The 26,920-nt window shown below is 68.3% G+C and carries 29 protein-coding genes; 13 read left to right on the top strand and 16 right to left on the bottom strand.

What is annotated here, in order from left to right; translation table 11 throughout:
• Positions 1-126 precede the first annotated feature (126 nt).
• On the bottom strand, positions 127-588 hold the full coding sequence (locus tag AB0F72_RS19665) for a hypothetical protein (RefSeq protein ID WP_360432938.1): 462 nt from the start codon (positions 586-588) through the stop codon (positions 127-129).
• A gap of 369 nt (positions 589-957) precedes the next feature.
• On the opposite strand from AB0F72_RS19665, the gene AB0F72_RS19660 reads away from it, so the two are divergent.
• Positions 958-1,425 carry a hypothetical protein gene (locus tag AB0F72_RS19660; protein WP_360432935.1) on the top strand — a complete coding sequence of 156 codons (468 nt, stop codon included), beginning with the start codon at positions 958-960 and terminating at the stop codon, positions 1,423-1,425.
• Between the two features lie 414 nt (positions 1,426-1,839).
• Here the strand turns inward: AB0F72_RS19660 and AB0F72_RS19655 are convergent, their stop codons facing one another.
• Positions 1,840-2,298 carry an SUKH-3 domain-containing protein gene (locus tag AB0F72_RS19655; protein ID WP_360432932.1) on the bottom strand — a complete coding sequence of 153 codons (459 nt, stop codon included), beginning with the start codon at positions 2,296-2,298 and terminating at the stop codon, positions 1,840-1,842.
• A gap of 225 nt (positions 2,299-2,523) precedes the next feature.
• On the opposite strand from AB0F72_RS19655, the gene AB0F72_RS19650 reads away from it, so the two are divergent.
• The gene (locus AB0F72_RS19650) at positions 2,524-2,934 is read left to right on the top strand and encodes a DUF6226 family protein (RefSeq protein ID WP_360432929.1); all 411 of its coding nucleotides are present in this window, start codon (positions 2,524-2,526) and stop codon (positions 2,932-2,934) included.
• 82 nt (positions 2,935-3,016) lie between these two features.
• Here AB0F72_RS19650 and AB0F72_RS19645 read toward each other — a convergent pair whose 3' ends face one another.
• Entirely contained in the window at positions 3,017-3,409 is a 393-nt protein-coding gene (locus tag AB0F72_RS19645) for a DUF5713 family protein (RefSeq protein ID WP_360432926.1), read from the bottom strand.
• 99 nt (positions 3,410-3,508) lie between these two features.
• Here AB0F72_RS19645 and AB0F72_RS19640 point away from each other — a divergent pair, with 99 nt between their 5' ends.
• Positions 3,509-3,754 carry an e9imm peptide gene (locus AB0F72_RS19640; protein WP_360432923.1) on the top strand — a complete coding sequence of 82 codons (246 nt, stop codon included), beginning with the start codon at positions 3,509-3,511 and terminating at the stop codon, positions 3,752-3,754.
• Between the two features lie 112 nt (positions 3,755-3,866).
• Here the strand turns inward: AB0F72_RS19640 and AB0F72_RS19635 are convergent, their stop codons facing one another.
• The 6 genes from AB0F72_RS19635 to AB0F72_RS19610 all read right to left on the bottom strand — a co-directional run bounded on the left by AB0F72_RS19635 (position 3,867) and on the right by AB0F72_RS19610 (position 7,970).
• The gene (locus tag AB0F72_RS19635) at positions 3,867-4,133 is read right to left on the bottom strand and encodes a hypothetical protein (protein WP_360432920.1); all 267 of its coding nucleotides are present in this window, start codon (positions 4,131-4,133) and stop codon (positions 3,867-3,869) included.
• Positions 4,130-5,095, bottom strand: a complete 966-nt coding sequence (locus AB0F72_RS19630) for a hypothetical protein (RefSeq protein ID WP_360432917.1) — start codon at positions 5,093-5,095, stop codon at positions 4,130-4,132. The genes AB0F72_RS19635 and AB0F72_RS19630 overlap by 4 nt, the downstream gene beginning before the upstream one ends.
• A gap of 410 nt (positions 5,096-5,505) precedes the next feature.
• Positions 5,506-6,123 carry an SMI1/KNR4 family protein gene (locus AB0F72_RS19625; RefSeq protein ID WP_360432914.1) on the bottom strand — a complete coding sequence of 206 codons (618 nt, stop codon included), beginning with the start codon at positions 6,121-6,123 and terminating at the stop codon, positions 5,506-5,508.
• Positions 6,124-6,343: 220 nt separating this feature from the next.
• The gene (locus AB0F72_RS19620; RefSeq protein WP_360432911.1) at positions 6,344-7,318 is read right to left on the bottom strand and encodes an NAD(P)-dependent alcohol dehydrogenase; all 975 of its coding nucleotides are present in this window, start codon (positions 7,316-7,318) and stop codon (positions 6,344-6,346) included.
• Positions 7,315-7,548: a helix-turn-helix transcriptional regulator gene (locus AB0F72_RS19615; protein WP_360432908.1), complete on the bottom strand. Its 234-nt coding sequence runs from the start codon at positions 7,546-7,548 to the stop codon at positions 7,315-7,317. Before AB0F72_RS19615 ends, AB0F72_RS19620 begins: the two co-directional genes overlap by 4 nt.
• Positions 7,542-7,970, bottom strand: coding sequence for a hypothetical protein (locus AB0F72_RS19610; protein WP_360432905.1), 429 nt, complete (start codon positions 7,968-7,970; stop codon positions 7,542-7,544). The genes AB0F72_RS19615 and AB0F72_RS19610 overlap by 7 nt, the downstream gene beginning before the upstream one ends.
• 222 nt (positions 7,971-8,192) lie before the next feature.
• On the opposite strand from AB0F72_RS19610, the gene AB0F72_RS19605 reads away from it, so the two are divergent.
• Positions 8,193-9,758, top strand: a complete 1,566-nt coding sequence (locus AB0F72_RS19605; RefSeq protein ID WP_360432902.1) for a restriction endonuclease — start codon at positions 8,193-8,195, stop codon at positions 9,756-9,758.
• 233 nt (positions 9,759-9,991) lie between these two features.
• On the opposite strand, the gene AB0F72_RS19600 is transcribed toward AB0F72_RS19605, so the two are convergent.
• The 3 genes from AB0F72_RS19600 to AB0F72_RS19590 are packed head-to-tail and all read right to left on the bottom strand — an operon-like array spanning position 9,992 to position 11,370.
• Positions 9,992-10,387, bottom strand: a complete 396-nt coding sequence (locus AB0F72_RS19600) for a hypothetical protein (RefSeq protein WP_360432899.1) — start codon at positions 10,385-10,387, stop codon at positions 9,992-9,994.
• A gap of 60 nt (positions 10,388-10,447) precedes the next feature.
• On the bottom strand, positions 10,448-10,912 hold the full coding sequence (locus tag AB0F72_RS19595) for a GNAT family N-acetyltransferase (RefSeq protein WP_360432897.1): 465 nt from the start codon (positions 10,910-10,912) through the stop codon (positions 10,448-10,450).
• Positions 10,913-10,947: 35 nt separating this feature from the next.
• Positions 10,948-11,370, bottom strand: coding sequence for a MarR family transcriptional regulator (locus tag AB0F72_RS19590; RefSeq protein ID WP_360432894.1), 423 nt, complete (start codon positions 11,368-11,370; stop codon positions 10,948-10,950).
• Positions 11,371-11,407: 37 nt separating this feature from the next.
• On the opposite strand from AB0F72_RS19590, the gene AB0F72_RS19585 reads away from it, so the two are divergent.
• The 4 genes from AB0F72_RS19585 to AB0F72_RS19570 all read left to right on the top strand — a co-directional run bounded on the left by AB0F72_RS19585 (position 11,408) and on the right by AB0F72_RS19570 (position 15,811).
• A complete protein-coding gene (locus AB0F72_RS19585; protein ID WP_360432891.1) occupies positions 11,408-12,034 on the top strand; it encodes an MBL fold metallo-hydrolase in 627 nt (208 codons plus the stop codon).
• Positions 12,035-12,120: 86 nt separating this feature from the next.
• Positions 12,121-13,368, top strand: coding sequence for a histidine kinase (locus AB0F72_RS19580; RefSeq protein WP_360432888.1), 1,248 nt, complete (start codon positions 12,121-12,123; stop codon positions 13,366-13,368).
• Positions 13,365-14,033, top strand: a complete 669-nt coding sequence (locus AB0F72_RS19575) for a response regulator transcription factor (RefSeq protein WP_360432885.1) — start codon at positions 13,365-13,367, stop codon at positions 14,031-14,033. Before AB0F72_RS19580 ends, AB0F72_RS19575 begins: the two co-directional genes overlap by 4 nt.
• Before the next feature lie 149 nt (positions 14,034-14,182).
• On the top strand, positions 14,183-15,811 hold the full coding sequence (locus tag AB0F72_RS19570) for a subtype B tannase (protein ID WP_360432882.1): 1,629 nt from the start codon (positions 14,183-14,185) through the stop codon (positions 15,809-15,811).
• 73 nt (positions 15,812-15,884) lie between these two features.
• On the opposite strand, the gene AB0F72_RS19565 is transcribed toward AB0F72_RS19570, so the two are convergent.
• Positions 15,885-17,198, bottom strand: coding sequence for a radical SAM protein (locus tag AB0F72_RS19565; RefSeq protein WP_360432880.1), 1,314 nt, complete (start codon positions 17,196-17,198; stop codon positions 15,885-15,887).
• A 210-nt stretch (positions 17,199-17,408) separates the two neighbouring features.
• On the opposite strand from AB0F72_RS19565, the gene AB0F72_RS19560 reads away from it, so the two are divergent.
• Positions 17,409-18,206 (top strand): RNA polymerase sigma factor SigF, encoded by a 798-nt coding sequence (locus tag AB0F72_RS19560; RefSeq protein WP_360432877.1) that lies wholly within the window; start codon positions 17,409-17,411, stop codon positions 18,204-18,206.
• A 57-nt stretch (positions 18,207-18,263) separates the two neighbouring features.
• Here AB0F72_RS19560 and AB0F72_RS19555 read toward each other — a convergent pair whose 3' ends face one another.
• Positions 18,264-18,695 carry a universal stress protein gene (locus AB0F72_RS19555; protein WP_360432874.1) on the bottom strand — a complete coding sequence of 144 codons (432 nt, stop codon included), beginning with the start codon at positions 18,693-18,695 and terminating at the stop codon, positions 18,264-18,266.
• A gap of 148 nt (positions 18,696-18,843) precedes the next feature.
• Between AB0F72_RS19555 and AB0F72_RS19550 the strand changes: the two genes are divergently transcribed.
• Positions 18,844-20,712: an MFS transporter gene (locus AB0F72_RS19550; RefSeq protein WP_360432871.1), complete on the top strand. Its 1,869-nt coding sequence runs from the start codon at positions 18,844-18,846 to the stop codon at positions 20,710-20,712.
• 269 nt (positions 20,713-20,981) lie between these two features.
• On the opposite strand, the gene AB0F72_RS19545 is transcribed toward AB0F72_RS19550, so the two are convergent.
• Entirely contained in the window at positions 20,982-21,206 is a 225-nt protein-coding gene (locus tag AB0F72_RS19545) for a hypothetical protein (protein WP_360432868.1), read from the bottom strand.
• 1,067 nt (positions 21,207-22,273) lie between these two features.
• On the opposite strand from AB0F72_RS19545, the gene AB0F72_RS19540 reads away from it, so the two are divergent.
• The gene (locus tag AB0F72_RS19540) at positions 22,274-23,155 is read left to right on the top strand and encodes a hypothetical protein (RefSeq protein ID WP_360432865.1); all 882 of its coding nucleotides are present in this window, start codon (positions 22,274-22,276) and stop codon (positions 23,153-23,155) included.
• On the opposite strand, the gene AB0F72_RS19535 is transcribed toward AB0F72_RS19540, so the two are convergent.
• Entirely contained in the window at positions 23,136-23,795 is a 660-nt protein-coding gene (locus AB0F72_RS19535) for an HAD family hydrolase (protein ID WP_360432862.1), read from the bottom strand. The two genes, AB0F72_RS19540 and AB0F72_RS19535, sit on opposite strands and share 20 nt — an antisense overlap.
• Here AB0F72_RS19535 and AB0F72_RS19530 point away from each other — a divergent pair.
• On the top strand, positions 23,794-24,003 hold the full coding sequence (locus AB0F72_RS19530; RefSeq protein WP_360432860.1) for a hypothetical protein: 210 nt from the start codon (positions 23,794-23,796) through the stop codon (positions 24,001-24,003). The two genes, AB0F72_RS19535 and AB0F72_RS19530, sit on opposite strands and share 2 nt — an antisense overlap.
• Positions 24,004-24,035: 32 nt before the next feature.
• On the top strand, positions 24,036-26,804 hold the full coding sequence (locus AB0F72_RS19525) for a S8 family serine peptidase (protein ID WP_360432857.1): 2,769 nt from the start codon (positions 24,036-24,038) through the stop codon (positions 26,802-26,804).
• Positions 26,805-26,920: the final 116 nt, after the last annotated feature.

Here is a 26,920-nt window from a genome sequence, read left to right as displayed (position 1 = left end):
GTCTGAAGACACTGACCGGGAGCTACGTCTCGGGCATCAAACCCGACCTCCAATCGACGTACTCACTCACTTCGTGCGACCTCGTGTCGCACCTCAACTCGGCAGATGTGCGCATCAGACTGCGTGTTACTCGAAGCCGCGGAAGACGCCGTCGCCGTCTGCATTCTCGACGAAATCCTCCCAGTCCATGTTCGAGATCGTGAGGTTGTTCTGAACCGACCACATCTCTGACAGAACGACGCGGAACGTGGCACCGAACTGCGGCCCCTTGCCCTGGTCCTCCAGACCTTCCACGTAGTCGTACAGATTGACCGCAAGGATCGGGCGGTCCGGGTGAGTCAGCGCCTTCGCGTCGACGAGGAACGCGACGGCATGGTCCACGCCTGAAGGCACCATCTCCACCAGTTGTGACGGCGTGATCCTCTCGTACGCAGGGTTATCGACGAACGCAACTAACGCCGTGAACCCCTCCTCCGTCTGCGGTTCAGCGATCGCCGCCTGAATCTGTTCCCATTCCAGCGGGTGGGCAAAGTCAGTACGGATAACCAGGGAAACGTCGGAGTTCTGGTGCCACATGCGATCATCCATGCCCGCGAGGGTAAGCCAAACCCGACGGCGCGGAACGAACTCTTCTCGGCAAAGCTGCGCGTTTGTCATTCGTTCGTTGTCACGTACTGGAGGCCATGTAGGCGGAGAGACTGTAGTCGGGTGTCGGTCACGGCTCGTGCGAGCTCGGTCGTAGCGCATGGTGGTCAACACTCGGCGTGGCGGGCGGCGATCTGGACGTCGCGGACGACTGGCAGTAACGAACGGGTGGCGCAGCATCTGCGGGCGTATCACCGGCATCCGGATCCCGACGGTGGTGGCGAGGTGCTGGAGCCGGCGGGCCGCGGTGTGCCCGTCCGGACGGCCGCCGTGGCCACGTTGGGTGTCACCGGCCCGGATTAGAGTGCGATCATGACCGACGCATCCGTGCACCTCGCCGCCCAGCCTCGTCTCGACACGCTGGTGACGGAGTTCCGCTCCGACGCTCAGAGGCTGCGCACCGACTTCGCAGGGACGGCCTGGATCGGTGACATCCCGGACCCGGCATCCGGGATGATGGGACCGAACTATCAGCGGCGCGTTGTCGACTCGCAGTTGTTTCTGCCTGACACCCACTGGTACACCGTTCGCGAGCTCGACGACGCCGAGATCCAGATTGCCGTCGGCCTGCTCCAGGTGCCGGGCACCACGCAGGGCACACAAGGGCTGGTCGGCGCGATCGCGGACCCGCGTGCGGACTTCTTCGAGCACCCGGAGCACGAGGATCGGGTCGGCATCTGCCTCACGTTGCGGGGCCAGATCTGGTCCAACGTCGGCCTGTCATATCGAATCACCGTACTGTGCCGGACGGAGGCCTTCATCAGTAGCGCACGCGCGTGATGCGAGGTCCGCACTGATCTCGGCACCAGCGTGCGTGACGGCTCGCCGACTGGCCACCACGAGCGCTCGGCGGTATGAGAGTGAAACTCGCGGGCCGGAGCGCTGTGCCGGACTCGATGAAATAGGCTCGGCCGGCGCGCCGGGCGTCGTCGCGGAGCATCCGGGCACGATGCGGTGGGTGGCCACCGGGCTTGCACGGGGCCGCCCGGCGGGGGTGCGAAGGGCCGGCTCGGAATGGGTGACAGCGGGGCTCGTAAGGTCATCGGGTGAACGTCTACGACATCGCCGGTACCCGATCGCAACGGCGGTCAGCTAGCGCAGTCCGGGCTGAAGGAGCGGATGGTCCGTTCGCGCCGGCCCGGCGCGCCCGGATCGCGGCAGATCCGGATGTTCGGTGACGGCTCCGTGGAAGTGTCAGGTGATGTCGCGGGGCATGTGTCCGAGAACGAGCCGGTCCAGTGCTCTCGGCATGCAGCCGAAGGTAGCGAGCCTATCGATGACGAGGTAGACGTCCCCATGTTCGTCGATGCCAAGATTGGCCCAGGAGCAGGTTCCGCCTGCTAGTTCGCCGATCGGGGCGATGTTGCGGCCGATTTTCTTGCCCCAAGCGGCGAACCTGTCCGCTTCGCCGGAGCAGTCGGTGGGCACCAGCGTCAGCGACTCGCGAGCCCGAGTGACTCCAGCCCCGCCGTGGGGAACGACAAGGCCGCCGAACTCGGAGAGAAAGCGGATGTCCACCGGATGCAGTTGCGGGAAGCCGTCGGCCACCAATTCCGCCTCCCATCGCGCCGTATCGACGGCACGGTCGACGTGCCATCCGGCCGCCTCTAGTATTCGGCGGGTTTCTCCGTGCAAACGTGTCGGGCCGCCCATGGCAGCGACTGTAGGACACAGATCCCGTGAGATCACTGCCTTAAGCGCACCGTGCGATCCGCTACGGCGGCCGGCTTGATCTTGTGCCCTCAACTCGGCACGAGCGTGCACGCGATCATCACTCGGCAAGCACCGAGGGTCACGGCGCCGACGGCCAGCGCACTGACTGCGGCAGAAGAGGACGTTCGATCATGGAGTTGAGCGCACCGCTATAACGTCGACTGCATGCATGATGCGGATCCCGAACCTGAGGCGTACGGCCGGGTGACCAGCCCTGGGCGCTATCAAATTCTGCATGAAGTGGCGGAGCAGCTATTGGCTGACCTCGCGCGGGACTTCGCAGTGAGCCGGCGCGAGGGCGTGGTGAGCGATCCCAGCCGTTCCAGCGGTCCGGCTCGCATGGTGGAACTCGAGCCTGCACGTCCGGGAGTTGGCGTTCTCCGGATCACCTTCACCAGCTTTCCGGGTCTCGTGGTCAAGTTGGGCCAGGAGCGAGAGACAGCTTTACCGGCGTGCGGCTGTGATGCTTGCGATGAAGATCCTCAAGAGCTCATCGAAGAGCTTCACGACAAGATCGAGAGCCTTACCCGAGCAGCCTCGACCCAGTCGACCCGATGGCGTCAACGCCTCGAGTAACGCTGAAGAATCTCGCGACCTGCGGCATGACAGTGCAGCCGCTCAAAGGGCGGTAAGAGGGCGAAGTCGTGGTGACAACGGATCACCAGTCACGCCACTCGCCAGCGGCCTCCTCGACTCCACGTCGCTCAAGCAGCGCTTCGACGTCGATGTCAGCATCGGCAAGCACTTCCTCGATGTACTCGCTCAATTCCTCCCGGGTCATGGTCTCAATGTGATGCACGAAGGCAGCATCAACGTCATTGAGTGCAACAACGACTCGTTCGACCGCCGCCCATACCGCATTGTCCGTGGCGTGATCCAGGTTTGCGATCTCCTCTTCGTATGCCTGCAAGGCAGAATTAACAGCCGTGACAAATGACAGCGGGAAGAAGGTCAGGGCGTACGCATCATCCGCCGACAGCGTCCCGGCGGTGACCGCAGCCTCCTGCTCAGCCAACTTGAGCCGCCACCGCTGAGTCACACGTTCGATCATGGAGGCAGCGTAGACCGAGACCTGGAGCAGCATCGATGCGCAGCGCGGATCGCGGCATGTGAGGGTGCTTTCATCCTCACATGCCGATACCGTGCCGTAATGCCCACCAACCCGCGCGCGACAGCTCGCGCGCTTGACGACGTACAACGACAGCGCGCGCTCCAGCTCATCCGGCGTCTCAGGGACCCGAAATTGCCCGACGAAGCCGGTGCTGAGCTGCTGGACGAATTAGAGAAGGTGCTGGTGTATCCCAGGGTCAGCGATCTCATATTTTGGCGCACGCCTGAACTTGCCGCGGATGAAATCATTGACGTGGCGCTGCGGTACCAACCCTTCGTCGGCTAGCTGGCCGCTGTGTCATTGGGCACCGGAGGAACCTTCTCCGGGGCGACAGGACGTCTGCTGCCTGCTCGGCCTCCGGCACCAGCAACACTCGATCGGCGGCAGATCAGTACGATCAACCACCCCCATTCCGCTCTTTCCAGCCTTCAATCTGCTTGCGCAATTCATGAACAGCCAATTGTGCAGCCTGGATTCGGTCGACGGCATTCCGAGCCACCTCGGATATATCCTCATGACTGCCAGATCCCGAAAGCACCTGAAGGCCAGCGATTGCTGAATCTATGCTTACTTTGGCCTCTTCGAGTAATTCGGCTGGCAAAAGCTCAATCGCTTGGTCCAAAGTCGCAAATATGTCGCCCATGCTAGCCTGTGCCCCTGTCACGACCTTGGTCCTTTCTGCGCCATCTCGAGGTGTACTCTGAGGTACATTGCCAATGGAAGATCGGGAGCATGGGCATCGATTTGGTCACTCACTTCGACGGCAAGGCGTCCCCAAGCTTCCGATATTCCTGACCCGACATGTATGGCAATATCTCGGATATCTCCACCGAGCGTCAAGGAATCGCTGTAGAAGTCATGAGCCGCTCCCGGTCCTTGAAGTATGGAGATCAACACGGCGGCGCCGCTCAGGAACAGGCCGACGCGAGACCGTTTCGATTCTGGTGGTGGCACCGATGCGGCCTTGGCGGCACTGACACTACGTTCGCTCCAGTCTGCGAGGAGTGTCGTGGTTCTGTCGTCAATCAGCTGCAGGGCCGCCCGGAGCGGTGCATCGGGACGAAGGTCGCGTCGTAGCGATCCCAGCGCGGAAAGTCTATACAGGGAGAGTAAATCTCGCGTAACGGCAGGCGGAGGGTACAGGTACGGCGGCGGCCATTCCATTCCCGAATCGCTGACCGCCTCGTTGAGCAGGGTGCCTACTTTGTGGAGGAAATTTGTGGCCTGCGACTCGGCCACTGTGCTACCGCCATAAGACGGCAGCTGTGGATTTAGTTCCAGGATGCGACGAACCCCAACCCGCAGGGCCCTCAGAACAGTGCGGGCGGCCACCTCGTGCCGTTCTTCTGCACTGCTGTCAAGCAATACGGCACACTCCCTTTCCACGGTCGGTAGTTCCGACAATATCCAGGAAAGTAAGTTCGCGCTCGGAGGGTCTGATTGATCCTCCAATATGCCGCCGTTGTGCTCCGATGGATCGTCGACTGGTTCTGACTCGGGGACAATGCCCGGGTCGATGTAGCCGTCACGGGCAGAGTGAGTGCCGTAAAGCGATGGGTAAGACTGCAGATCTTCACCATCACATTCGGGATTCTGCTGGTCGCCCGACTCGTCGATGTGCGCCATCGCGAACCTCCGCTCGTCTGAAGTGACGATAACCGAGTAGAGCGATTGACGGAATCCATGTCGCGGATGGAGGTTAGGGCCTTTCATGAGACTGACCTGAAGGGACGCCGACCTGCGGCGGTCTTCCAGACGCGCTCAACTCGGCAAAAGAGCGAGCGAGCTGGCTGATGGCGGCGTCTTTCCATCTCGCGCTTACTCATCGTGACGGCGTTTCGTGATGACGAGAATCGGGAGCAAGGTTGCCGTGGGCGGCGCTCCGCTCTGTCGCGGGGTGGAACCGGCTGGGGTGGGACCGTCGACGAGCCGCTCGAGCAGTTGGTCGAGGAGGGCGGCCTGACCGTCGTCGACCACGGCGCGGTCGCCGTCGGTGAGCGCCGAGACGCGCGGATCGCGGCTGGATGAGGACGTTGCTATGACCCGTTGGGAGGCGCCGGCCGGAGCAGTTCGCCATTGACTTCTGTTTTCCCGGCCAGGTCCCACCAGAGCGTTTCATCGTCAGTGACGTAGGGATGCCACTCGCCGACGGCGCCGCCTTGCTCGAGAGCGTCCGCGACCGCAGTCAGGTAGGCGGTCAAGGACGGCCAGGCATCTGAGAAGTCGGCAGGATTGCTGGCCGGCGCCATGCCCACTCGCCCGCGCTGCGGTCCGGGCCGCAGGTCGATGACCTGCAGGCCGAAGCCCGCGTCGGCGAACGGTAGCCAGAGGTCGTGCCACCATGGCTCGGCGCCGGGCGCATGCACCGTGAAGCCGTCGACGTCGGGCGCGATGTCCATCCGGATCTCATACTGCTCGATGATGTGCTTGACGCCGAGCGGTGTTGCTTCCGGGAGGAGGTTGGCCCATTCGGTCAGGCCGTCATGGCGGAGTAAGGACTCGACAAGCTCTGCCGGGAAAGCAACGCCTGTTTGATCTTCTGCGGTTCTGATCAGATCAGACGTCGCCGGCCCGGCGAGGAGGGCGCCGCTTCGCGGGGTGTACTGGCGTAGCCAGCGCTCTATCCGGGTCCAGGCTTCGGTCACTGTCGCCACGCAGCGAGTCTATGGCTGGCACCGCGATCGTTGTCCGGTAGTCACAACGCAGGGGCACTGTCGCACGACACCCCTCCTGCCCTGAGCTCGCCCCCGCCGTGCGGCGTTCTGATGGGCGTCACCGTGACGGCCATACGAACGGCAGGGACGGAGCTCAGCCGACCAAAGTTGGCGCTAGCTGCGGAAACAGGTTGAGAGACGGCCGCTGACGAGCCTGGGGCTAGCGAACCGTGATGACGAGTTTGCCGGTGGCGTGGCCCTCCTCCAGGTGCCGGATCGCGTCCGGGGCCTGCGCCAGCGGATACGTCCGCCCCACCACCGGAGTGATCGCGCCGGACTCCAGCAGCGGCGTCAGCTCGTCCAGGTCGTCGTGGTGCTCGCGAGCGGTCACCCCCACCAGCCGCGCCTTGCCGAACGGGGAGATCAGCGGCGCCGCCAGCTGCCGGCCGAAGCCGCCCATCACGGGCCACCGCGCGTGCCCGCCGCCGACCAGGGCGATCGTGCCGTCCGCTGTGACCGCGCGGCGCAGCAGGGACAGCGGGCGGTTCCCGGCGGTGTCGATGATCGCGTCGTAGGCGCCGCCGGACGCGTCGATCTCGTGCCGGGTGTAGTCGATGACGTCCGCCGCGCCGAGGGACCGGACGAGGCTCACCTTGGACGGGCCGCACACCCCGATCGGGGTGGCGCCGCGTTGCTTGATCAGCTGTACGGCGAACGTACCCACTCCCCCGCCCGCGCCGATGACCAGCACGCGCCGGCCCGCCATGATCCGCGCGTCGCGGACGGCCTGCAGGGCCGTGACCGCGGAGATCGGCACCGCCGCCGCCTGCGCGAAGGTCAGGTTCCCCGGCATCCGGGCGAGCCGGCGCTCCCGGGCCACGGTGAATTCGGCGAACGATCCGCTCCGGGCGGTGCCGTAGACGGCGTCGCCCGGACGCAGCCGGGTGACCCGGGCGCCGACCGCGGTGACCACGCCGGCGTGTGAGCGGCCCGGCACCGGGACGCGCGGCCGGCGCAGCCCGCCCGCGAGCCGGGCCGCGAACGGGCGGCCCGTCATCATGATCCAGACGCCGGGGTCGGCGGCCGCGGCGTGCACCTCGACGAGGACCTCGTCGTCGCCGATCGACGGTGTCTCCACGTCCTGGAGGCGGAGCACGTCGGCTGATCCGTACCGGTCCGACACGATGGCTTTCATGACTGCTCCTCGGTGCTGTCGGGGTAGTGGAAGACGTCGTCGATCGGCACGCCGAGCGCCCGAGCGATCTTGAATGCGACCTCCAGGGACGGCGAGTACCGGCCCTGCTCGACGGCGATCAGGGTCTGCCGGGTGACGCCGACCCGGTCGGCGAGCTCGGCCTGGGTCATCTCGTCGCGGGCCGCGCGCAGCGCGCGGATCCGGTTGGTGACGCGGGTCGGCTTCACCACTGCGGCACGCCCGTGCGGTAGACGACCACCTTGGCGACGCCACCGGCGACCGCCGAGAGCACGAAGCCGAGATAGATGACGTTGGCGATCCAGAACTGATCCCATCCGGCCATCGCCATGAGCATCGCGGCGAGCGCACCGATCACCAGGAAGGCCTGCCCGACATGCTCGCCCAGCCGGCCGATCTCCCGGTCCCGCTCGTCGGTGGCCCGGCTCGCCGACGGCGTGATCGCGGCCAGCGCGGTCTCCCCCACCACCCCCGCGGCGATCGCCGCGCCGATCGAGATCAAGAGCATTGTCGCGTACGGGACCTCGGGCAGCGGCTGCCCGCCGGACCGGCCGAGGACGACTGCCAGGTAGGTCCCGTAGCCGAGCACAGCGACCACCAGCCGGACCCAGGCCCGCTTCTCTTCGTGCGTCACGTCCCACCCCGATGTGTAAAGAATCTTTGACACCATCACGGTAGCAGCCATGTACAACATTTTTGACATCACGCGGGATGAACAGCGCTTCGAGGAGTGGCCGCTGTGATGATCCACAAAGGGCGCCTCATGCGGTACCGTCTGCCGACCGCAGCGGCACGGCTGTGTGCAGCCACGCCGTCGCCATGCGCCCATGTGCACACACCCGGGGGAAAGCGATCGATGGCGGCGAAGCGTAATCAGGGCGTCCTCACCCTGCTGGTGGAGGGGCAGCGGCGGCGGCAGCGGGAGCAGCAGGCGCAGCAGCGCGCGTGGGAGCTCGCCGTCGAGGAGCAGCAGAAGGCGGCCCGGGCCGCGCAGCGTGCCGCCGCGCGGGGGCAAAAGGCCGCGTACGCCGCGTATCAGAGCGCCATGGAGGCCGAGGCGGCCCGGCACACCGCCGACCTCGACCAGCGGATCGGGTCTCTGGGCCGGATCCTCGCGGACGCGGCGGCGCTGCCGCCCAGGCACCCGGCGCACCTGAGGACCGTCGCGCCGGCGGTGCCGTTCCAGCCCGGGGCGCTGGCCCAGCCGCTGCCCATGCCGGATCCGGCGCGCTACCAGATCGCGCCGCTGCCCGCGTTGCAGTCACTCAACCCCACGGCGCGGCGGGAGCACGCCGAGCAGGTCGCCCGGGCGCGCGCCCACTTCGAGCACGACTGGCGCACGGCCCAGTCCGCGGAGGCCGATCGCCAGCGGGCGCTCGAGGAGGCGTACCGTCAGCATCAGGCCTGGCTGGCCGCCCAGCAGCAGCTTGCCGCCCAGCGCAACGCCTGGGTCGACGCCCTTCCGCAGCGGCTGCAGGCCGGCGAGCCGGAGGCGATCGAGGAGTACTGCACGGCGACGCTGTACGAGAGCGCCGGCTGGCCGGCCTGGTTCCCCCGCAACGCCACGGTCGCCTGGGACGGCGGCAGCCGGCAGCTGATCGTCGACTGGCAGCTGCCCGGCCAGGACGCCGTCCCCGACGCGGTCCGGATCCGGTACGTCAAGAGCAGCGACGAGCACAAGCGGATAGCGATGCCGGCCCGGCAGCGTGCCGACCTGTACCTGAGCGTGCTCTGCCAGAGTTCGCTGCGGGTGATCTCGGACCTGTTCCGCGCCGACCAGTACGGTCACCTGGCCTCGGTCGTCTTCAACGGATTCGTCACCGGCCGACACCCGGCCACCGGCGCGGACACCGAGCAGTGCCTGGTCAGCGCCATGGTCCGCCGGGAGGATCTCAGCGGCGTCCACCTCGCCGAGGTCGACGCGGCGGCGTGCCTGCGGCATCTGCGCGCCCAGATCTCGGCACGGCCGGAGCGGCTGGAGCCGGTGCGACCGGGACGACGGGCCCGCGATCTCGGCGACGCGCCGGCGGGAGCGCCGGACGACATCGGTGATCAGGATCTGCACCGGATGAGCCCGGAGCGGTTCGAGGAGCTGGTGGCGGAGCTGTTCCGGGTGCGCGGGCTCGAGGTGACGAACACCGCCCGCAGCGGTGACGGCGGCGTGGACGTCGAGGCCCGCGACCCCGACCCGATCACCGGTGGGTTGATCGTGATTCAGGTGAAGCGGTATCGGGCGACGGTCGCGCCCACCGTGGTCCGCGATCTCTACGGGGTGGTCCAGCATCGCGGCGCCACGAAGGGCATCCTCGTCACCACGTCGGGGTTCGGTCCCGGCTCGTACGAGTTCGCCCAGGGCAAGCCACTGACGTTGATCACCGGCGCCGAGCTGGCGGATCTGCTGGGCCGTCACGACCTGCCCTGACCGTCACGCTGGCGCCGACGACGCCAACACCAAGCCCGCCTCGGCCACTACAAACGCCGCGGCTATTCACTCAGGTCAAGTGCCGTTGCAGTACTAATTCTGGAACGGCGCGGCGATGCTGTCGACTGCCGGGCTCGGTGCGACCACCGTGGAACCGGCGACCGCAATGGTCACCGACTGCCTCCGCCGTCGCCCGGCGTCGCGCTGCGGCTCGACGTCTCAGGCTGAATTACTCAGCTCAGGCCCTCGTTGAAAAGCGCCCGGGTCAACTCATTCGCGCTACCTTCTGTGACTCTCACATGAAAGGGCGCGTACCCCCCTTCCGGCGCGGCGTGGAAGCCAGCGGAGACGAGGATCCGAATCGCAAGGTCGCACATCTCTCGTACCGTAACCTCATAGATCCTCCGGTTAGGATCCTGAGAGTCTCCTACAAGGTGCACGGCTAGCGCGGCATCCCGAAGTCCTTGCTCTGTTCGCCAATTGACGAGCACGCCGTCATCGTCGATGTCGACTTCGAAACCTGGCAGCTCTGCCAACGTTTCAGCGGAATGGGAGTCGAACCCTGCGAGGCGGAGAACGCCTTCCACATCTTTCGCGAGGCGCTCGTAGTCAGTGTTTGCTGTAGTCATCAGCGGGTCCCCGTGAGGTACTGAGCTCGTTTGATACCGATTCGGAGTGCCGTTGCAGTACTAGGCGTTCGGGGTTTTTTGCGGACCGGCCGCGGGCAGCCGCAGGATGAATCGGCGCCAGTGGTCGCGGGTGTCCTCGTACCCCCGGCTCTCGTAGAAATGGTGTGCGGGCGCTCGATGGCTGCTGCTCGTCACCTCGACGAACAGGCACCCTTCGGCCCGGGCCCGGTCCTCCACCGCGTCCATCAGCATCCGGCCCACGCCGCGCCCCCGGTGCGACTCGTCGACGACCAGCGCCGCGAGCCGGCCGAACTTGCCGGTCACCTCCAGGATCGGGGTGATGTGCAGGGCGGCCACGCCGACCAGCGAGCCGTCGTCGTCCGCGCCGAACAGGGCGCTCGCCCGGTCGCCGAGCCAGTAGTCCAGGCGCTGGCGCACGTCACGGTCGGTCGACGGATAACCGAGCTGGTCGAGCAGGAGCGCGAGGCGAGCCGCGTCGCCCTGGTGGATCGGCCGGATGTGCATGCCGATGACCCTATGACCCGGCGTCACCGGGTTGCTCACGGCCCGGCGGTCAGGCGGTCCAGCAGGTCGGGGACGGTCTGCAGGACGCGGCGCTCCTCGGCGGTGAGGCGGGCGTCGATCGCGCCGGCCACCCAGCGGCGCCGGGCCTCGCGGTCGGCGCCCAGTCGCGCCGCGCCCGCCTCGGTCAGCGTGATCAGCACGGCCCGGCGGTCGTCCGGGTTCGGCGTGCGGGTCACCAGCTGCGACGCTTCCAGCTCCGCGACGGTACGGCTCATGCTCTGGTGTTTCACGCCGCGCTCGGCCGCCAGGCGCGCGATGGTCTGCGGCCCGTCCCGATCCAGGGCGCCGAGCGCGGCAGCCTGCGGCGGCGGGAGCGTGTCGGCCTGCGCGCGGACCACCCGCACGAGGTTGCCGACCGACTGCCGGAGCCGCTCGGCGATGTCTGTGTCCGGCGTCATGCCTCCTTTTATACAGCATGGCTGTACTTTCTGGGGCATGGAACTGATCAAGCACGCGCACGCCTGCGTCACGTTCACCGACGGCGGCCGGCGGCTGCTCGTCGACCCCGGCACGTTCACCCCGGACACGGCGGAGCTGGTCGCCACCGCCGACGCCGTCCTGGTGACGCACGCGCATTTCGACCATTTCGACGCCGATACCCTCGCCGCTGAGCTGGACCGGCGTCCGGACCTGCGGGTCTACGGGCCGGCCGAGGTCGCCGGGAAGCTCGGCGGGCGGGCGACCACGGTCACGGCCGGGGACCGGATCGAGGCGGGCGGGTTCGCGGTGACGGTGCACGGGGAGTCGCACGCGCTGATCCACCCGGACATCCCGCCGGTGGACAACGTGGGTTATCTCGTGGCCGGGCGGGTGTTCCACCCCGGTGACTCGTACGCGGTGCCCGGCGTCGCGGTGGAGACCCTGCTGCTGCCGACCAGCGGTCCGTGGACCACGTTCGGCGAGGCGGCGGATTTCGTCCGCGCGGTGCGGCCGGCCCGGCTCGTCCAGGTCCACGAGCTGATGCTCAGCGAGCTCGGCCAGAACTCGGCGCGCACCCTGATCGGCGGCCTCACCGGCCTGCCCCTGGAGAACCTGCCGTGGGGTACGTCGACCACGCTCTGAGTACTACCGCAGTGGTATGCGGGCCGGCCCGGATTTACCACCGGTGCCGGATGCCAGCCCCTCCGCACGCCCGTAGCGTGATGGCAATGCGGGGCTGGCTGGCGGATGCGGGGGCTGGGCTGCTGGTCGCGGGGCTGTCGGCGCTCGGCGCGCTGACCGGGGCCGGCGAGCAGCACCATGTGCCGCTCAGCGCCGACCTGGTGACCGCGGCCATCGCCGGGCTGGCGGTCGCGCTGGCACGGCGGGCGCCGGTCGCGGTGCTGGTGGTCTCGGCGGCGATCGAGGTGGGCTATCTGATCGCCGGCTGGGCCATCCCGCCGCTGATCTTCGCGGTCGGCTGGGCGCTCTACCAGCTGGCGATCCGCTATGAGCGGCGCGTGTCGTGGAGCGTGGCGCTGGGCTGCGCCGTGCTGTTCTGGGCGGCGTCGGTGGCCGGCAACCGGTCCGCCGGGTGGTGGACGCCGCTCGCGCTGGTCTGCTTCACGCTGACCGGGATGGCGGTGGCCGCGGGCGAGGCGGTCCGCAGCCGCCGGGCCTACGTCGCCGAGGTGGAGGACCGGGCCCGCAGGGCGGAGCAGAGCCGGGAGGAGGAGGTGCGCCGGCGGGTCGCCGAGGAACGGGTCCGGATCGCGCGGGAGCTGCACGACGTGGTCGCCCACCACATCGCGGTGATCAACGTGCAGTCCGGCGCGGCGTCCTACGCGCTGACCCGGCAGCCGGAGGCAGCCGGTCCGCCGCTGAGCCACATCCGGCGGGCGTCCAGCATCGTCCTGCGGGAGCTGACGTCGATCGTCGGCCTGCTGCGGCAGCCGGGTGAGCCCGATCCGGCCCACCATCCGCAACCCGGGCTCGGGCAGCTGACGGAGCTGCTGGGCAGCTTCAGCGCGGCCGGGGTCCGGGTCGAGCACAGCGAGCACGGCACGTCCCGGCCGTTGCCGGCGAGCGCCGACCTGGCGGCCTACCGGATCGTTCAGGAGGCCCTGACCAACGCCCGCAAGCACGGCCACCCGGCCGAGCCCGTGCGGGTCGAGCTGCACTGGCAGCACGACGACCTGATCATCGAGGTCACCAACGCGACAGGGCCGGATCACCCGCCGCCCGCCGCCGGCCGCGCCGCTCAGGACCGCGCCGGACCCGCCCGGGATCGCCGCGGGCCGGCCCGAGCCGGCGCGGGGCCTGATCCGGACCGTGGCGGCACGGGGTTCGGGCTGATCGGGATGCGGGAGCGGGCGGCGGCCGCCGGTGGCATGATCCAGGTCGGCCCGGCGGACGGCGGGCGGTTCCGGGTGCGTGCCACCCTGCCGGCGCCCCGGGGGTATGGAGAACGACTGTGACGATCCGCGTGCTGCTCGCCGACGACCAGACGCTCATCCGCGCCGGGTTCCGGCTGATCATCGACCTGGCCGACGGCCTGGAGGTGGTCGGCGAGGCGTGCGACGGGCGAGAGGCGATCACCCTGGCCGACGGTGCGGACGTGGTGCTGATGGACATCCGGATGCCGGGGATGGACGGGCTGGAAGCCACCCGGCGGATCGCCGCCGACGACCGGCTCGCCGGGGTGCGCGTGATCATCCTGACCACGTTCGAGGCCGACGACAACGTGCTCGCCGCGCTGCGGGCCGGGGCCAGCGGCTTCCTCAGCAAGGACGTCGAGCCGGAAGAGCTGCTGCGGGCGATCCGGGTCGTGCACGCCGGCGAGGCGCTGCTGACGCCGCGGGCCACGCGCGGCTTGATCGACCGGTTCCTCGGCGACGCCGACGCGGCGCGCCCGGTGGTTCCGCCGTCGCTGGAAACGCTGACCGAGCGGGAACGGGAGGTGTTGCGGCTGGTGGCGCTCGGCCGGTCGAACGAGCAGATCGCGGAGCACTTCGTGCTGTCACCGCTGACGGCGAAAACCCATGTGCACCGGGCGATGACCAAGCTGGGGGTGCGCGACCGCGCCCAGCTCGTGGTGATCGGCTACCAGAGCGGGCTGGTCCGGCCCGGGGAGCAGGCCTGATACCACTGCGGTAGTAGTCACGGTTTCTACTCTGAGACGACGCCGGCGCGGGGTCCGGATCGGCACGCTTGTCCTCTTCCACCGGAGAGCTCCCGGGAATTTCACCGGAGGGCTCCCGGCAGTTGCACCGGAAAGGGCAGGCACAACGGATGAAGCGCAGGACACTGCTGGCGGCCGGCGCGGCGGGCATGGTTTCGATGGCGGCGGCGTGTTCGTCGACGGACTCCCCGGCCGCGTCCTCCTCGTCGTCGGCGGACGGCACGTATTCGCTGACGTTCGACAAGGACACGTTCACCGAGAAGACCGCGACGATCAGCACGGCGGCCGGGGACAAGGAGATCACCTACCGGCTGTACTCCACGATTCCCTATGTGGCCAAACCGGTCGACGTCGACTATCAGAGCCTGTCGGTGGCCGTTCCCGTGAGGATCGACGGGACGGAGGTGGACGCGAGCGGCGCGCCGATCCTGTTCGAGATCCCGGTCGGTGGCTACATGTCGGCCAAGACGGCGGAGGACCCGCTCGTGCGGACCGCCGGCTTCCCGGGCGGCGGCATGCCCGGCGGCGGCGCGCCGGGCGGTGCCGGCATGCCCAGCGGCACGCCGGGCGGCGCGGGCATGCCCAGCGGCGCGCCGGGCGGTGGCGCTCCCGGCGGGAACACCGGCAACGGCGGGGCGCTCGCCACCGGGATGGGCAGCACCGGGCAGAACACCCACGAGGCGATCGCGGCCGGCTGGGTCGTGGTCTCGGTGGGCGCCCGCGGAAGGGACAACGTCACCGCGGACGGCACGTACTACGGCAAGGCGCCCGCGGTGATCGTCGACCTGAAGGCGGCCGTGCGGTACCTGCGATCGAACAAGGACGTCTTCCCCGGCGACACCGACAGGATCGTCTCGGACGGCACGAGCGCGGGTGGCGCGGTCTCGACGCTGCTCGGCGCGTCCGGGGACAGCGACCTGTACAGCGCGTATCTGACCGAGCTCGGCGCGGCCGACGCCAGCGACGCGATCTTCGGGGTGGCCGCCTACTGCCCGATCACCGACCTGGAGAACGCCGACCCTGCCTACGAGTTCCTCTACGGCAGCCTGCCGGCGAACGGCCAGGCCGTCGACGCCGCCGTCTCCGCGGAGCTCGCCGCGACGTTCGAGGACTACCAGGACTCGCTCGGGCTGACCGGTCTCGACGGGGTGAAGCTGACCGGCGCGCGGTACCAGACCTACCTGCTGAACCAGTACCTGCAGCCGGCCGCGACGTCCTACCTGGCCGGGCTCTCCAGCTCCGAGCGCAGCACCTACCTGGCGGCCAACCCGTTCATCAAGTGGTCCGGCGGGAAGGCGACGTTCAGCTTCGCCGACTTCCTCACCCACCTGGCCGGCCGCAAGAAGGGCCTGCCGGCGTTCGACGCGTTCGACCTGAGCGCCGGGGAGAACGTGGAGTTCGGCACCGCGAGCACCGACGCGCGGCACTTCACCGAGTACAGCGCGGCGAAGGCGAACGCCACTGTCGACGCGGACATCGCCGGCCTGCTCACCCTGATGAACCCGATGCACTTCATCACGGCGAAGCACGAGGGGCGGGCGAGGAACTGGTTCTTCCGGCTCGGCACCAGTGACACCGACACGTCGCTGACCGTGTCGTCGAACCTGGCGGCCGGGTTCGCGACGCTCGGCGACACCGTCGACTCGATCATGTACTGGGACGCGGGCCACGGCGCCAACAACGACCCGGAGGCGTTCCTGGCCTGGGCCAACAAGATCACCGGTCACCCGACGAAGTAGGCGCGGCGGCGGGAATCCGTGTGTTGACTTCAGGTGCGCAGCGCGCCCGAAGTCAACACACGGATGCTGGCTGTCAGTCCTGCGGTGCCGGCGGGAGGCTGTCCATGAACGAGCTCACCGAGAACACCGCGTTACCGGCGCCCGACGGACCGTACCCGGGCGGGCTGCTCAGGCCGTAGTGCTCCATGGTCGCGCGGTAGGACTCCAGCAGCCGGATGTGGTACTCCAGCGGCGCGCCGTTCGGGTTGGTCTTGCCCAGCGGCGTCGTCGGCTCCGGGCACCACGTGGTGAACCGCGGGGTGATGCCCTTCGACATGAAGTAGTGCAGGCCCTCGGTGGTCGAGTCGATCGCCTCGTTCACCGTGGTGAAGCCGAACGGCTCGGCCATCTCGATGCCGGCCACGAAGTTCGGGATCACGTTGCGCGGCCCGAAGATCTCCGCGGAATCGAGGATGCGGCGGTGCCACTCCTCGCGGCCCACGTAGCGCTCCTTGCCGGGGCAGTAGAGCTCGAACAGCCGCTTGTCCCAGACCTCGTAGTTCGGGTGGTAGATCTGGATGCCGTAGTCCTTGAACCGCTGCACGTCGGCTTTCGGCAGCGCCTGGGCGACGACCTTGCCGATCCAGCGGCCGGGGAAGCGCTCCTCGATCGCCTGGGCGTACTGGCCGTAGAAGTCGGCTTCGGTCTTGCCGCCGACCTGTGAGGTGACGCTGCCGCCGGTCAGCGTGTACGCGGTCGACGTCTTGAGAGCGTCGTGCTTGTCGATGATCGCGAGCGCCTCGAGGACTTCGTCGATCGGCTTCACCCCGGTGTACGGCCGGCCGGCCGCCTTGTGCTGGCGCCAGTTGTGGTTGATGTCGCAGTACTGGCACTCCTCCTTGGCGCCGAAGTACTGGCACACCCGGAAGACCGTGAGATAGACGAGGTAACCCCACTGGATCGTCGGGGCGACCTCCATGACCTGCTTGCCGTTCTCCAGGGTGTGCCGGTAGTAGTCCGGCATCGGCGGCAGGCCCACGTCGGCGATCGCCGTGCCGTCGAGGAACAGCTGGAGGCGGCCGTCGGCGTCCGGCTTGACCCGGTACGGCGACGATGGGTTGATCCGGACGGACACGACCGTGCGCCGCAGGTCGTAGGGCCCGCCGGTCAGCACGATCTCCTCCGGCGGGCGGCGCAGCGCGGCCTCGCCCAGCTCCGGCAGGGTGCGGTGGTCGAACGAGAAGATGAAGTACGACTTCGGCTTGACGTCGCCCTTCTCGTTGTCGGTCAGTGCCGACTCGTCGAAGGCGAGCCCGCCCCGCAGCAGGTCCTCCTTGATCACCGCTTCTCGCGGCACGTGGGGAAAGCGGGCCATCAGATCTTCGACGAGATCCGTACGCGACGGCATGCGTCCTCCTTCAGCTGCTCCGGACCGTTCCGGCACCTCATATCCCATGCCATCACACCGGGGCGGTAACACGCTGGTCGGCAAATGGAGACGTTCGCGACAGCGTACGCGCGACGGGAATGTCTCCGTACGGAGGACGGGTGTTTGGAATCGGTTGCCGAGGGGCAACGAGTGGCGGAGCCGAGCCACGAAACACAGGAGTGTGCACGCATGACCGTCCTCGCTGACACCGCCGCCAGGATCGACACCTCGACGACGAGCACTGACGGAGCCAGTGAGCTGATTGCCATGATGGCGGCCCTGCCGGCGGGTCACCCCGACCGGCCCGCGCTGCGCGACCGTGCGATCGAGGCGTGGCTGCCGCTGGCCCGGCATCTCTCCAGCCGGTACGCGAACCGGGGCGAGCCGCGTGACGACCTCTACCAGGTCGCGGTGGTCGGCCTGATCAAGGCGATCGACCGGTTCGAGCCGGAGCGGGGCATCGACTTCGCCGGATTCGCGGTCCCGACCGTGGTCGGCGAGCTCAAGCGGCACTTCCGGGACCGTACCTGGTCGGTGCGGGTGCCCCGGCGGCTGCAGGAGCTGCGCCTGGCGATCACCGGCGCCAACAACACGCTCAGCCACACCCTCGGCCGCTCCCCCACGGTCGCCGACATCGCCGCGCACCTGGGCATCAGCGAGGACGAGGTGATCGAGGGCCTGGAGGGCGCGCGGGCGTACAACTCGACCAGCCTCTCCACCCCGATCGCCGACAACGGCACCGAGCTCGGCGAGACCCTCGGCGGCGAGGACGACGGCTTCGCGATCGCCGAGATGCGCATCGCGCTCGGCCCGGCGCTGGCCACCCTGGACGAGCGGGAGCAGAAGATCGTGAGCCTGCGCTTCTACGGCAACCTCACCCAGACGCAGATCGCCGAGCAGGTCGGCATCTCCCAGATGCACGTGTCGCGGCTGCTCACCAGGGCCCTCGCGAAGCTGCGCCTGCAGCTCGACGGCGCTTCCGCCTGACGATCAGAGGTTCCGGGCCGGCCGCGTGCGACGCGGCCGGCCCGTTGCCGTGGGCGATCAGCGGACCACGGCGACGGCACATTTCGCGTACGCGGCGACGTGCTGGCTGACCGAGCCGAGCACCAGCCCGGCGAACCCGCCGTGGCCGCGCTCGCCGACCACCAGCAGGTCCGCGCCGGCCGACTCCTCGATCAGCACCTTCGCCGGGCGGCCCTGCTTGACCACCGGCTGCACCAGCACCGATGGCTGCTCCCCCAGCTCCTCCTTGATGACCTGCAGCAGCTCGGCCGCCGTGCGCTGGCTCTGCTCCGGCACGTACCGCTCGGAGACGCTGACGCTGCCGGCCGGGGGTAGCAGGGTGTGCTCCCAGACGTTGAGCACGATCAGTTCGGTGCCGTGCGTCGCGGCTTCGGCGGCGGCCCAGGCCAGCGCCTTGCGGCTGCCGGGCGACCCGTCGACGCCGACCACGATGGTCCGCCATTGCTTCACCGTCGGCTCCTTCCCATCCCTCCAGCGTGGTCGAGATCTTGGCAGCACGCCATCCCCGCGGTTTTTCACGAATTCACGCTTGTCGTCACGACAAGTTGCGAGCGTGTTACAGCGGGTTTAGCTTCCGCTCAATCGAGAGGGGGCTCGCATGGCCACCACGACCAGTGCCTCGACCGTCGCCCCGGACGGCGGACAGATCGAACGCAAGCCGCTGATGACGGGCCCCGCCCTGCTGATGATGAACCTCGGCTTCTTCGGGGTGCAGTTCAGCTTCGGCCTGACCCAGTCCGCGGTGAACCCGCTGTTCCTGCTGATCGGCGCCACGCCCGAGCAGCTGCCGATCCTCAACCTGGCCGGCCCGGTCACCGGGCTGATCATCCAGCCGCTGATCGGAGCGATCAGCGACCGGACCTGGCACCCGCGCTGGGGCCGGCGACGGCCGTTCATCACCGCCGGCGCGCTGCTCTGCGCGGTCATCCTGTTCCTGTTCCCGTTCGTCGGCATCCTGTGGCTCGCGGTGGTCTGCTTCTGGCTGCTCGACGCCGGCAACAACACCTCGATGGAGCCGTACCGGGCGTTCATCTCCGACCGGCTGCCGAAATCCCAGCTGGCCCGGGGCTTCCTGACCCAGAGCATGTTCACCGGCGCCGGCGCGGTGCTGGCGAACCTGTCGCTGTTCGTGCTGGAGAAGGTGGAGCCGCTCCAGCAGACGGCCGGCAACGGCGTGCCGTACTGGATGTACGTGTGCTTCATGATCGGCACGTTCTGCATCCTGCTGACCGTGCTGACGGCGATGGCCCGTACCAAGGAACTCGTCCCCTCCGACGAGGACATCGCCGAGATCCGGTCCGCGCCGAAGGGCCTGCACCACGCGGTACGCGAGATCGCCGACGCGGTCCGGGTCATGCCGGTGGCGATGCACAAGATCGGCGTGGTCTTCCTGTTCCAGTGGTACGCGATGTTCATCTACTGGCAGTTCGTCGCGGTCAGCCTCGGCGAGACCGTCTTCGGGACCACGCCGCAGGAGGGCGGCCCGGCGTGGGAGGAGGCGATCGGCTGGAGCGGCCTGGAGAACGCCGCCTACAACTTCGTCACGATGGTGTCCGCGCTGTTCCTGGTCGGCTTCGCCCGGCGGATCGGCGCGAAGCGGGTGCACGCTGTCGCGCTCGGGCTGGCCGCGGTGTCGCTGGTCTGGCTCTCCAACATCACCAACCAGTACGTCGCGCTGATCCCGATGATCGGCCTGGGCATCTTCTGGGCCAGCGCGGTCGGCATCCCGTACCTGATGGTGGCCAGCATGGTCCCGGCCAAGCGCACCGGCGTCTACATGGGCATCCTGAACATGATGATCGTGGTGCCGATGCTGATCCAGACGATCACGTTCGGCTGGATCTTCGAGCACCTGCTGGACGGCAAGGGCAGCAACGCGATCATGCTGGCCGGGGTGCTCCTGGGCATCGGCGCGATCGCGATGCTCTGGGTGAACCCGCCGGACGAGGCCGACGAGTCGCCGATCGTGCCGCTCGGCGGCAAGCGCAGCATCACCGTCTACGACCGGGTCGTGGTCGGTTCCGACGGCACCCCCACCAGCCTGTACGCGGTGGATCGCGCCGCCGAGGTGGCGCAGGCCGCGCAGGCCCGCCTGGTGGTGGTGACCGCCTACCGCAGCGGCGCGGCGACCGAGCCCGCCGAGGGAGCGCACCGCGACCTGAACGGGATCGCCGCCGCCCGCGACGCGCTGCAGAAGTCGGTCACCGGCCTGACCCGCGAACGCGCCCGCTACATCGACCAGCGGCTGGTCGAGGGCGACCCGGCGCAGGCGCTGCTGGACGCGGTCGGCGCGGACCCGGCGAACCTGATCGTGGTGGGCAACCGGGGCCTGGGCGCCAGCCACGGCCAGCTGCTCGGCTCGGTGCCGGCCGCCGTGGTGAAGAACGCCGTCTGCGACGTCCTCGTGGTGCAGACGTCCGCCCTGGACGAGGACCGGCTGCTGTCCACGGAAGAGGAACCATCCTGATACGCACCCTCATGGGGAGGCCCGGACAGTCGTTGGAATGGGAAACCTGCCGGCCCGCTCCGGCTGAGCCAGATCCGGCCGGCAGGTTTCGATCCATTTCTCCACGTCTTCGGCCAACCAGACTCGGCCGGATTTGATGATGGCGATCGGGGCGGGAAAGTCAGGTCGCAGGGTCAACTGGTGCGTACGCTGGCGAGAGCGCTGGAATCGCGCGCAGATCTCGCTGACGCCCATGAGTTCGAGGGCTGCCGTCGTCGTTCCTTGAGTAATCATTCGTAACGGGCCCATCGCAGGAATCTCTGGAATAGTGCCGCCGGTGCTTGCTGGCTGAGGACGAGGACGGCTTCGTCGAGCTCGACCCACAATCGGATCGCGAGTTGCACCGGGTCCGGCGTGGACTCTTTCAAGTACTCGCGGGCCGTCTCACAGGGCCATTCTTGGTTGCAGCGCACGCAGTCGTAGGTGGCGCGATCCGGGAGATGCGACACGTCCATCACCGCGTCCCCGAGCGCAGGTCGGTGAAGCCGGCCCAGGCCGCTGTCACGGCGTAGGTGGCAGGAATGCCTCCGTTGAGCACGGTTTGCGGTGAGCTCGCCACGATCGTAACCCCCGCCAGTGCAGCCGGCCCCGTCGTGGAACGGGCCAGGACCTTCGGCCCAGGTGTCATGGGATCACACCGTCAGTGGTTGAGAGGCCACAACGGAATCCGACACCGGAAAATAGTTCACGCATGGCGGGATCCCCCTGAGGGATTGTCAGGCGATCAATTGTCCGTCCGAAGAATCAGGACATTGCAAAATTCCCCGAGCCGAACTGCTTCACGTATCCGATGGCGGTCTCCAGCAGCCTCGACGAGGCGGGGCCGGCCAAATCGTCATCGCGTTCGCGTGCCGCCAGCACCGCCAGGAGGAGCCACAACCAAGGCAGTGACCTAGCCCATCACGTTCGTCAGGTGCCGCCCCGGCTGCGCTTGGCAGCCCGACGACCAACCTGTAGTGCGCATTCCCGTCATTACGCATGGCCCGACTATGTCGCAACAGCGGCGTTACTAAAAGGCCCTGCAGAGGACGTTTCGAGGACTTATTTTTCCGCAAGATGCTATTTGATCTTATCGCACGACACTGATGAGTCCTTACGTTCTATGCTGTCGACCTCAGCCGTGATGGGAGAGGTCATGTCAACCCGCTCACGAGGAAACACCGCCCTTAAAGCCGCACGTCAACATGCAGGCTTTTCCTCACAGCAGGCGTTCGCGGATGCCTTGAGCCACGCCGCTCCCAGAATCGGGCTCGGCCAAATCGAGATCAGCGTTCGCCAGGTTCGGCGATGGGAGTCAGATACACCGCCGTGGCCCCGTTCCGAGCATCAGCGGCTCCTTGTTCACCTGCTCCAACTTCCCGTGGAGCAGCTCGGATTCACGCCGCCCTGGGCCCTTTCTGCCTCCGCCTCGGCCCCCGGTAATGCCGCCGTTCAGACAGGGCAAGCCGCTTCAGGGCTACCGATTCCTCAGGATTCGCGATCCACTCAACCGCCGACTGTAGGCGCCGACTACAGCGCGATCATGATCGCTCATCGTCGTATGTATTCGAGTGTGCAACCCGCGAACCTCCACCCCGCCGTCCTTGAGCACACTCGACTCGGCCTGCACCTGCTCACCGAGACAAGCGGGGTGACTCGCCGTGTGGTCGCCTCCGCGTTGGCCGAGTCGCTGCTGTTAGCCGGCCGAATCGAGTTCTTCGACCTGCGACAGCCCGATGACGCGGACGCGACCTACGTTCGCGCGTTGCAAGCGGCAGGAGAGGCAGATGACGCTCTGCTGGGATCGGCGATCCTCGCGCATGCAGCATTCATCCCAGGTTGGACCAACCACCGAGCAGAGGCAGCTGAAAGGCTCCGAGCTGCACGGACCTACGCTCGGCGAGGGCCAGCGTCCGGCGAGTTCGTGGCGTGGATCGATGCGGTCGAAGCCGAGTGTGACACGCTCTGCGGTCACCCTGGCGATGCTCTCAGCGTCATCGACAGGGCTGAGGCCGCGCTCGCGGCCGACAACGAGAACCGATCCCCAGAATGGTTCACGTGGTTCTCCGCTGCACGGCTGGCCGCATTCAAGGGCAACACCCAGCTCGTCGCGGGCCGCCACTCTCAGGCGCGAATTTCTCTCGGCACCGCGCTGAAGGATCTGGATGCCGGCGACAATAAGCAACGAGCAGTGGTGCTGGCCGACCTAGCCGCGGTAGAGGTCGCCAGCGACAAGCCCACAGAAGCCTGCAACCGCCTGCACGAGGCCCTCGACCAGCTCGCGATCACGTGGTATGCGACAGGTATGGAGCGCGTCCGGAAGGTCCGCGAGGACCTCCAGGCCTGGGCCGACACCGAGGAAGTCCAGGCAATCGACGATCGACTCTACGGTTGGCGCACGACGCTCAACGCGCTGCGGCGTTGAACGCGCCGACCTTCTCTGGTAGTTCCGCCAAGCTATCGATGCGCATAGTCGGCACCTGCTCAGCCTGAGGGTCGCGTTGCTGAATGATGCCCCACGGCCCCCGGCGGATCAGCGCGGTTTTGAAGCCCGCAACGTTGGCCGGAACGATGTCGTTGTCGAGGCGGTCGCCCACGTACAACGCCTCTTCCGGCTTGCACGGCATGGCACCTGCCACGGCGGTGAAGAAGGCGATGTCCGGCTTCGACACACCCCAGTCATCGGACGTCGCGATCATGTCGCTGGGTAGGTCGAGCGAACGCAAGATGCCACCTGCCCGAACGGTTTGGTTGCCGGCGATGCCTACCCACAGCCCGGAATTACGGAGGGCGGACAGCGTTGGCCGCACATCGAGGTAAAGGTCCTCTTCGCCGAACCACTCCGGCTTGCCGGCAGCCGCGCGCTTCTCACGCTCCGCCGTCAGATCAAAGCCAGGCCGGAAGACCTGGAAGGTTTCGCGATAGTCCAGGCCGTTAGCGATCACTGCCCCGAACGCGGCCGAGAAGGTGTGCCGAGGCACTCCAAGCCAGTCGGCCCAGGTCCCATATTCGCGCGCCTCGTTGACCAGACACTCACCAACATCGAAAACGACTGCCCGAATCATGCCGGGCAGTTTAACCCTGGGCCTGGCTCAGCGGGCCGGTCTGCATGACGCCGTCGAGGCACGGGTCCGGCTGCCCACCGGCACGGTTGTGGACCCGGCGGGCAAGGTCGCCGCGATCTTCGCCGGGGACGCTCGGCGGTTGTGTCCTGATCGGACTTCCCGATATCGATACGAGCCGATAGCGTCCACTGACATCGAGATTTATTGATGTCAGTGGGGGGCTCGGCATTGAACACATCCATGCTCCGGCACGCCGTCACGATCGTCGCGATCACCGCCACCACCGTGGCGCTCGGATCATCCGCCGCTTCGGCCCAAGCGCCGGATGATCCGGCGGATCGCGCGTACGCGCAGATCGCCGCACTCCAGCAGATCAAGAAATCCCTGACCCCGGCGGAACGCAAACTCGACAGCCGGCTCGTCGTCGAGCTGCGCGAACGGGCCGGTAAGGCCGCCGTCGGCGCGCGTACCGGCGTCGCTGTCACCGCGAAGAGCACCACCGAGGTGGAGATCCGCGCCGACCGGGTCGACGACCGCCTGCTCGACCGGCTGCGGGCGGCCGGCGCCGGCATCCGGCACCCCTCCGCGGCGACCGGCACGGTCCTGGCCGAAGCGCCGCTGGCCGCGCTCACCACGATCGCCGGCTGGTCCGACGTGACCGGCGTGAGCCTGAAACACGGCCTGACCACCGGGCGTCAGACCGATCCGGCCGCCCCGCCGGCGGCGGACACCAAGCAAGCGAAGGCCGAGCGGATCGCGACAGCGCTGCGCGCCCCGGCGATCGCGGCGGCCGGCCAGGGCTCGGTCGTCTCCGAAGGAGATCGGACACACGCGGCCGACACCGCGCGGACCCGGCACCGGGTGACCGGGACCGGCGTGAAGGTGTGCGCGCTCTCCGACGGGGTGGACTCGCTCGCCGCCTCCCAGGCCAGCGGCGACCTGCCGGCCGACCTCGACGTGCTGGCCGGCCAGGAGGGCTCCGGCGACGAGGGCACCGCGATGCTGGAGATCCTGCACGACCTCGTACCCAATGCGCGGCTGGGTTTCGCCACGGCGTTCACCAGCGAGGCCAGCTTCGCCGAGAACATCCGGGCACTGCGGTTCGACGCCGGCTGCGACATCATCGTGGACGACGTCGTCTACTACCACGAGAGCCCGTTCCAGGACGGGCTGCCCGCGCAGGCGGTCAACGCCGTCACCGCCGACGGCGCGTACTACTTCAGCTCGGCCGGCAACGAGGGCAACACCCTCGACGGCACCTCCGGCAACTGGGAGGGCGACTTCGCCGACTCCGGCCGGGGCATCGAGAAGTTCGCCGGCGACGCCCACGACTTCGACCCCGGCACGGGCGTGCAGGAGTTCAACCCGCTCTCGGCGGGCAGCCGCAACCGGGTGGTGACCCTCTGGTGGGCCGACGCCCTGGCCAGCTCCGCCAACGACTACGACCTGTACCTGCTCGACGCGGCCGGCAACGTCACCTCGTTCTCCCAGGACGTGCAGGACGGCGACGACGACCCGTACGAGATCCTCGCCACCGCGAACACCACCGGTCAGCGGCTCGCCGTCGTGAAATACGCCGGCGCGGACCGATACCTGCAGCTCACCGCGTTCCGCGGCCGGTTCGCCGACTCGGCCGACGGACTGACCGGCTTCGCCACGCCCGGCGTGCTGCGCGGGCACAGCGCCGCCGAGCAGGCGTTCGCCGTCGCCGCGACCCCGGCGCACGAACCGCTGCCGTTCGCCCTGGAAGCCGGCGACCCGCCGAACCCGGCCGGGCCCTACCCGGACGTGCACACCCGGCAGTCCCGGGCCGAGCCGTTCACCTCCGACGGTCCGCGCCGGATGTTCTACGCCGCCGACGGCACCCCGTACACCCCCGGGAACTTCACCGCGACCGGCGGTGTGGTCCGCGCGAAACCGCAGATCACCGCCGCCGACGGGGTGGCCACCACGCTCGCCGACTTCGCGCCGTTCTTCGGCACCTCGGCGGCCGCGCCGCACGCCGCCGCGATCGCGGCCCTCGCGCTCTCCGGCAACCCGGGCCTGAGCAACGCCGAGATCCGGGCCGCGCTCACCGAGACCGCGCTCGACCTCACCCCGGCCGGCTACGACAACCGCACCGGCCACGGCGTGATCCGCGCCGACCGGCTGCTGCGCTACACCGGCGCCACCCCGCAGCCCCTCGTCCAGGCGGGCACACCCGTCGTCGAGGACCCCGTTCTGGAGCCCGGCGAGCAGACCACCGTGACACTGCCCGTCACGAACATCGGCGACGGCACCGCGACAGGTGTCACCGTGGTGGTGGAGACCGACGACCCGCGGGCCACCGTGACGCCACGCAGCCGCTCCTACGGCACCCTCGCCGCGGGCGCGGCGAAGAGCCGCGACTACACCCTGCGGCTCGCCGCCGGCTATCCGCTGGGCCGGCCCGTGACCTTGCGGGTACGGGTCACCTTCGCCGGCGCCCTCTCCCCCACCACCAGCACCGTGGTCGTGCCGACCGGCCAGCCGTCGGCCACCGTGCGCGACTTCGCGTACACCGGCCCGCCCGTGCCGATCCCGGACAACGACCCCACCGGCGCGGTCGCCACCGTGGAGGTCAGCGGAGCAGGGTACGCGTCCGCGCTCACCTTCTCCATCGACGGCACCGACTGCACCACCACCGCCGGCGCCACGACGGTCGGCCTGGACCACACGTTCGCCGGCGACCTGATCGGCACACTGACCGCACCGGACGGCCGCAGCGCGACGCTGTTCTCCCGCTCCGGCGGCGGCGGCAACAACCTGTGCCAGGCGGTCTTCGACGACGCGGCGGCCACACCGTTCCGCACGGCGGTGACGGCGGACGCGCCGTACACCGGAAGCTGGCAGCCGGACCAGCCGCTGTCGTCCCTGCGGCTCTCCCCGGCCGACGGAACGTGGCGCTTCCAGGTCGCTGACCGAGCCGGCACCGACACCGGGTCGATCCGGGCGTTCTCGCTGCACATAGCGGGGTTCGAGGCACCCTGACCCAGGCCCATGGTCGCCGCCGGACCTCGCTCCGGCGGCGACCACGGCGCGTCCCTCACCTAGACGAGTAAGTCCTAACTCATCGATCAGGTGTGCTGCTTGGAGGGCTGTACGCG

It is taken from the genome of Actinoplanes sp. NPDC023936 (assembly GCF_040639325.1).
GTDB lineage: Bacteria > Actinomycetota > Actinomycetes > Mycobacteriales > Micromonosporaceae > Actinoplanes.
Note: the sequence above shows the minus strand (reverse complement) of the source record. Positions and strands in the feature narration are given on the sequence as shown.